The organism is Campylobacter concisus (assembly GCF_902460575.1).
Lineage (GTDB): Bacteria > Campylobacterota > Campylobacteria > Campylobacterales > Campylobacteraceae > Campylobacter_A > Campylobacter_A concisus_AW.
Genome location: NZ_CABPUY010000003.1, coordinates 698129 through 704168, shown reverse-complemented (window position 1 = coordinate 704168; position 6040 = coordinate 698129). Strand labels below are relative to the sequence as shown.

The 6040-nt window shown below is 40.9% G+C and carries 5 protein-coding genes; 1 reads left to right on the top strand and 4 read right to left on the bottom strand.

Annotation, left to right across the window (positions count from 1 at the left end; translation table 11 throughout):
* The 3 genes from larE to F3G76_RS09900 all read right to left on the bottom strand — a co-directional run.
* Positions 1–521 (bottom strand): ATP-dependent sacrificial sulfur transferase LarE (gene larE / locus F3G76_RS09910; protein WP_149706603.1); only part of this gene is annotated, 521 nt, incomplete at its 3' end.
* A complete protein-coding gene (gene larC / locus F3G76_RS09905) occupies positions 493–1683 on the bottom strand; it encodes a nickel pincer cofactor biosynthesis protein LarC (RefSeq protein WP_149706602.1) in 1191 nt (396 codons plus the stop codon). The genes larE and larC, both read right to left, overlap by 29 nt.
* A 2-nt stretch (positions 1684–1685) precedes the next feature.
* Positions 1686–2936 (bottom strand): lactate racemase domain-containing protein, encoded by a 1251-nt coding sequence (locus tag F3G76_RS09900; protein ID WP_103605444.1) that lies wholly within the window; start codon positions 2934–2936, stop codon positions 1686–1688.
* A 205-nt stretch (positions 2937–3141) separates the two neighbouring features.
* On the opposite strand from F3G76_RS09900, the gene F3G76_RS09895 reads away from it, so the two are divergent.
* Positions 3142–4821: an anaerobic C4-dicarboxylate transporter gene (locus tag F3G76_RS09895; RefSeq protein ID WP_149706601.1), complete on the top strand. Its 1680-nt coding sequence runs from the start codon at positions 3142–3144 to the stop codon at positions 4819–4821.
* Positions 4822–4912: 91 nt separating this feature from the next.
* Here F3G76_RS09895 and flhB read toward each other — a convergent pair whose 3' ends face one another.
* Positions 4913–5986, bottom strand: coding sequence for a flagellar biosynthesis protein FlhB (gene flhB / locus F3G76_RS09890; protein WP_103575565.1), 1074 nt, complete (start codon positions 5984–5986; stop codon positions 4913–4915).
* Positions 5987–6040: the final 54 nt, after the last annotated feature.

Sequence of the window (6040 nt, the reverse complement as noted above, 5' to 3'; positions counted from 1 at the left end):
GGCAAACGAGTTAGCAAGCATGCGTAGCTTGGCTTTTCTGCTGTTGCTAAATTTAGCTCACGTGAGAGCTCACGGATCTCAAATTTACGTAAATTTACAAGTGGCGAAAGCACGCCAAGCTCCTCTTTTGCCTTAAGCCCTGGGCGATATTCGCCAAGATCGTCCTTGTTTGTGCCATCAGCCAAATTTGTAAATCCAAGCTCTTTTGCACGAGCAAGAAGCCTTGAAAAAACTGCTTTTTTGCAAAGATAACAGCGATTTTGCGGATTGAACTTTATCTCATCAGCGATACCCACCTCAAATATCTCGTGCCTGATGCCATAAAATTTAGCAAATTCTACCGCCTCATCTATCTCGCGCAAAGACATATAGGGCGATTTTACCGTGAGTGCTAGCACATTTTCGCCAAGCACGTCCGCAGCAACCTTTAGCAGTAGTGAGCTATCCACGCCGCCGCTAAATGCAACGGCTAATTTTCCTAGCTTTTTTATATCATTTTTTAGAATTTCTAATTTCGTCATACTTTTTAAAAATTTCTTTTTTTACCTGAAATATCGATGTTTTATGCATAAGTGCCGCGCTTTTGCACTCGTCAAATTCAGGCTTTACCTTTTCATCATCGCCTGAAATTTTTAGCCTTATATCGCCAAATTTCGTCTCAACACTTACAAATTTTCGTTTTAGCTCGGTTTTTACGACATCTATCTCACGAACGCCAATGGCCGTCGTGTGCGTAAATATAAGCTCTTTTAGTTTTTTCGCATCTTCGCTTTTACACAAGACGTTTAGCTCAAAGCCGATACGTCCTTTTTTCATATAGATAGAGTGACTAAAGACGTCTAGCGCGCCATTTTCACGTAAAATTTCACACGCAAAGGCAAAGCTTTCTGCGTCCATATCGTCTATGTTTGTAGATATCATTTTTTGCACTAAATTTTGGCTCTCATCTACCTCACAGATCATCGCGCGAAGGGCATTTGCAAAATTTGGCGCATTTTTTTCGCCAGCTCCGTAAGCTACTTTTTCTATTTTGAAATTTATCTCACTCACAAACTCATCTGCACATGCTTTTAGTATCGCAGCACCTGTTGGCGTAGTCATCTCAAAATTTGCTCGCCCAAGACCAACTGGCACATCTTTTAAAATTTCACAAACCGCTGGCGCTGGGACATTAAGATAGCCGTGGTCGCACTTTACTACGCCGCCACCAAGCTCGATCTTTGAGCTAACAATCCTAGAAATACCAAAATTTTTAGATAAATACTCAAAGCAGATCGCCGCTCCAACGACATCTACTATGCTATCAATCGCTCCAACCTCGTGAAAATGCACCTCATCGATGCTAACTGCATGCACCTTTGCCTCAGCTTGCGCGATCACGTGAAATATCGCTGCAGCCTTTTTCTTGCAAATCTCGCTTAAATTTGAGCTAGCCAAAATTTGCTTGATATCAGCGTAACTCCTAGCGTGAGGCTGCGATTTTAGTAGAACGACGTCTATTTTGGTCGCAGCGATGCCATTTTTTACTACGTTTTTTTGCTCTAAGCGAAATTCTCCGCTCAAATTTAGCTTCTCTAGCTCAGAGCAAAGATAGTTAAAATCCACCCCAAGCCCGACAAGAGCGGCTAAATTCATATCGCCACTAATGCCAGAGCTTGCGTCATAGTATAAAATTTTAGCCAAACTCACACCTTAGGCACGGTCATAGAGCCAAACGGCAATATGATTATTTTTGCATCCTTGCCTTTTTGCGCTAGCGCCTCATCTACGGCCTTTTGTAGGTCGTGATACGGCTTTAGATGCACAGCTTTCATCTCATCATCGCTTAGATCAGTCACTGCCCAAGTCTGCGCCCAAAGCGAAATTTCAGCCATTTTTGCAGCCTTATGATAGCCAAGTTTAAAACCAGAATTTATCTTTTCTAGCACTTTTTTTGGCGTATCGGCCGATGCCATAAGCTCAAAGAAAGGTTTTGGACCGATGCCTGTGCGGCATTTTGCGACCATTATTAAAATTCCATCTTTCGCAAGCGCTAGTTTGCCGTTATCTAGGGCTTTTTGCGCCTGATAAAGATCGACATCCATAGGATATGGTGCCACCGAGATCACGATGTCGGCTTTTTGTGGGATATTTACGCAAAAAACTTCATCGGCTTTTTTCACACAGTCATAAAAGCTATCGTTTAGATCGCCAGCACTAGCGTAATAGACGCCGTGCTCGCTATCAAGCACAGTCTGTATAGAAAAGACATCGATATTTGAAAGAACTTTCATCGCATCGATCATATCTTCATGCACTGGGTTGCCCTCTAGGCGCAGTGCCTGAGCGTCAGCGCTAAGTGCTAGTTTATGATTTTGTGTGATGCTCTCGTACGATGCAGTGCCTGGCAAAAAGGCCTTTCTACCGCCGGTGTAGCCTGCGAAATAGTGGGGTTCGACTGAACCTATAACGATCACCTTTTTAGCTTCAGCTACGATCTTATTTAGATACATCTGCGTGCCGTTTTTGCTCTCGCCTAAAAAGACCATCTCATCATGCTTTGAGTCGTGGTCATGAACCTCGTTTTTAGCTCTGATCTCTGGGTAAATTTCTTTAGAAAATATCATGTTGTATTCATCTAGCGTGCCCTCTCTGTGACAGCCAGTGGCGATGATGAAAATTTTATTTTTATCGCGAAGCTTTGGGTAAATTTGCTTTAAAATTTTAGCAGTTGGCGTAGGTCTTGTGCCGTCATTTACGATGATAACGATCTTTTCATCGCCAGCGATAAACTCATCAAAGCTCTTTTGATTTATCGGATTTGCTAAAGCCTTTGCGATAAGCGCTGCTTCGTCAAATTTAGCGACTTTGTTTGGGTCAAAAACACCAAGCAGATTTTTTTCGTCTATTTTTAAATTTATATGGTCATCTTTGCCATAAGCGATAGGGATTTGCATGCTTCTCTCCTTAAATTTAACTATTAATTATTTGCTTTTAGGATTTTATCTCAATCTTTCTTTTAAATATATTTAATTTTTCTATAAAAATATAGATAAGATAACAAGAATTAAATGTAATATTAAATTCTACATATCTTTTTTAATTAGTATTTAATTTTAATATTTATATACTCCGCGTGTAATTTTTGAAAAGGGAGAAATCATGGAATTTCTTACAAGTTTGTCTGAGAGTACGCAGTTTTTCTTACAATTGATTGTCGTGCTCGGCTGTTTGTTCTACGGAGCAAAAAAAGGTGGTATGGCACTTGGTGTCCTTGGCGGCATCGGTCTTGTTATTTTGGTATTTGCATTTGATTTAAAACCAGGTAAGCCTGCTATTGATGTTATATTAACTATTCTTGCAGTTGTTGTAGCAAGTGCTACACTTCAAGCAGCTGGTGGTCTTGATGTTATGCTTCAGATCGCTGAAAGAGCGCTTAGAAAACATCCAAAAACAGTTTGTTATCTTGCACCTATTTGTGGCTGGACACTAACAGTGCTTTGTGGTACAGGTCACACAGTTTATACACTTTTACCGATCATCTATGACGTATCAATGAAAAGTGGTATCCGTCCAGAACGTCCGATGGCAGCTACTACGATCTCATCACAACTTGCTATTATCGCAAGCCCAGTTTCAGTTGCTGGTGTGTCTATGGTTGCTGTTCTTCTTGGTACTGGCACAGTCCATATTGAGGGCTTTACAAGTTATGTTGATCTATTAAAAGTTACCATTCCTTCTACATTTTTAGGTGTGCTTTGCATAGGAACTTACTCAGTATTTAGAGGTAAAGATCTTGATAAAGATCCAGAATTCCAAGCAAAAATAGCTGATCCAGAGCAAAGAAAATATATATATGGTTCTGATGAGGCACATTCATTGATCGGTGTGCATTTGCCAAAAAAACAATGGAATGTTATGTGGATATTCCTTGCTACAATCGCTGTTGTTGCGGTTTTGGGTTATTACAAACAACTTCGCCCAAGCTGGACAAGCAATGTTCCTGGTAAATCAATAGAAATAATCGTAGATAAAAAAACAGTTAAAAATATCACTGTTAAAGACGGACAAGTTGTTTCTATGGTTGGTGATAGTAAGATCGTCTCAGACGTAAAAGACAATAAAGTAAAAGACGCTACTAAATTTACAAGCGTTCAAGTGCTAGACAAAGACAATAAAGTAACACAAAGCATTGTTTCAAATGGCGCTGATGTTGTTATCACTGCAGGCGATAAAAGCGAAACTATCGCAAACGCTAATATAGTAGTAAAAGATACTATGAAAAAGACTGCACCACTTGGCATGGTTGATACGATCCAAATTTTCATGCTTTTAGCAGCATCTATCATGATGATCTACTCAGGCATTAAAGCAGCTAAGATCGGTCAAAATGAAATTTTCCACAGCGGCATGGTTGCACTTGTTGCGATTTACGGCATTAGCTGGATGGCTGAGACAATGTTCCACTCACACATTGATATGCTTAAAGGCTCACTTGGCGAGGTTATGAAAGCATATCCTTGGATGTATATCATAGTTGGTATGCTTATATCAAAATTCCTAAACTCTCAAGCTGCTGCAGCTGCGACTTTCGTGCCGCTCGCTGTTCAAATAGGCGTTCACCCAGGTGTTATTGTTGCGTTTGCTACTGCCTGCTATGGATACTTCATCCTTCCAACATATCCAAGCGACCTTGCAGCCGTGCAGTTTGACCGCTCAGGCACAACACATATTGGTAAATATGTAATCAACCACAGCTTTATCATACCTGGTTTCATAGGTGTATTTAGCTCTTGTGCTGTTGGCTGGGTGCTAGCAAATATCTACGGATATCTTAACTAAGATTTTATTTTAGACAAGCTGTTTTAAAGGCAGCTTGTCTTTTTTCTACAAAATTTACTACCATTTTTATAAAAAATTTGACCTACTGCTTTCAAAGTTTATCTTGAAATTTCTGCTTATTACTCATATAAACAAAGCTTAGCACTTCAGCCACAGCCCTAAAAAGGTGCGCTGGTATCGTATCATCGACCTCGCAAACTCTATAAAGCTCCCTTGCAAGAGGTGGGTTTTCATAAATTTGCACTCCGTTTTCAATAGCCACTTTCTTTATCTGAAGCGCTAAGAAATCAACCCCTTTAGCAAGTATTATCGGTGCTTCGTCGCGGCTTTTGTCATATCTGATCGCCACGGCGTAGTGAGTTGGGTTTGTGATGACGACGTCAGCTTGTGGGATATTTTGCATCATTCGGCGCTTGGCTGCACGCATTTGCGCTTGGCGGATCCTGCCTTTTACCTGTGGGTCGCCCTCCATCTGCTTGTACTCGTCCTTGATCTCTTGCTTGCTCATGCGAAGGTCTTTAAAATACTGAAAACGCACGATGAGCAGGTCAGCAAGACCGATCACAAAAAGTATAAATAGCATGACGCTAACTAGGATGATGAGCTTCTCTTTTAGCCACGCGAGCTGGTCAAACATAGAGAAAAAGAGCGTGTGCGGAAGCTCTTTTATAAACTGCAAGAAAAAGTAAAATCCAACACCAAAGACGATGCTTACTTTAACGACGATCTTGACGCTCTCGATCGCCTTTTTCATAGAAAATAAATTTTTTAGCCCTTTTAGCGGATTTATCTTGCCAAAATTTGGCGTTATGGGCTTTGTGGTAAATATAAAACCAAACTGCATTACATTTGCGATTATGCCGGCAACCGCGACGCAGATGCAAACTGGCAGGATCATCAAAAGCGCCCTGCCAAAGGTATTTACAACGATCATCTTTACCGTTGGCAAAGTCAGTGGCTGACCGATAAATTTAGAGTAGTAGATGTAAAGTGAGATGACCTGATCTTTCATGAAATTTAGCATCGCAAGCAGCACACCAATAGCGATAACTAGGGTCACGAAACCTGATAGATCCTGACTTTTGGGGACGTTGCCGTCCTTTTTGGCGTCTTCTATCTTTTTTGGGGTCGCTTCTTCGGTCTTTTCCTGATCTTCGCCTGCCATCTTTGTCCTAAGCTCGCTTAAATTTGGGCGATTATAACCAAAATGCGGTTAAAC

Excerpts from the sequence above, each read along its gene's own strand:
- flhB (WP_103575565.1), bottom strand. The coding sequence starts at position 5,986 with ATGGCAGGCGAAGATCAGGAAAAGACCGAAGAAGCGACCCCAAAAAAG.
- F3G76_RS09895 (WP_149706601.1), top strand. The coding sequence starts at position 3,142 with ATGGAATTTCTTACAAGTTTGTCTGAGAGTACGCAGTTTTTCTTACAA.
- F3G76_RS09900 (WP_103605444.1), bottom strand. The coding sequence starts at position 2,936 with ATGCAAATCCCTATCGCTTATGGCAAAGATGACCATATAAATTTAAAA.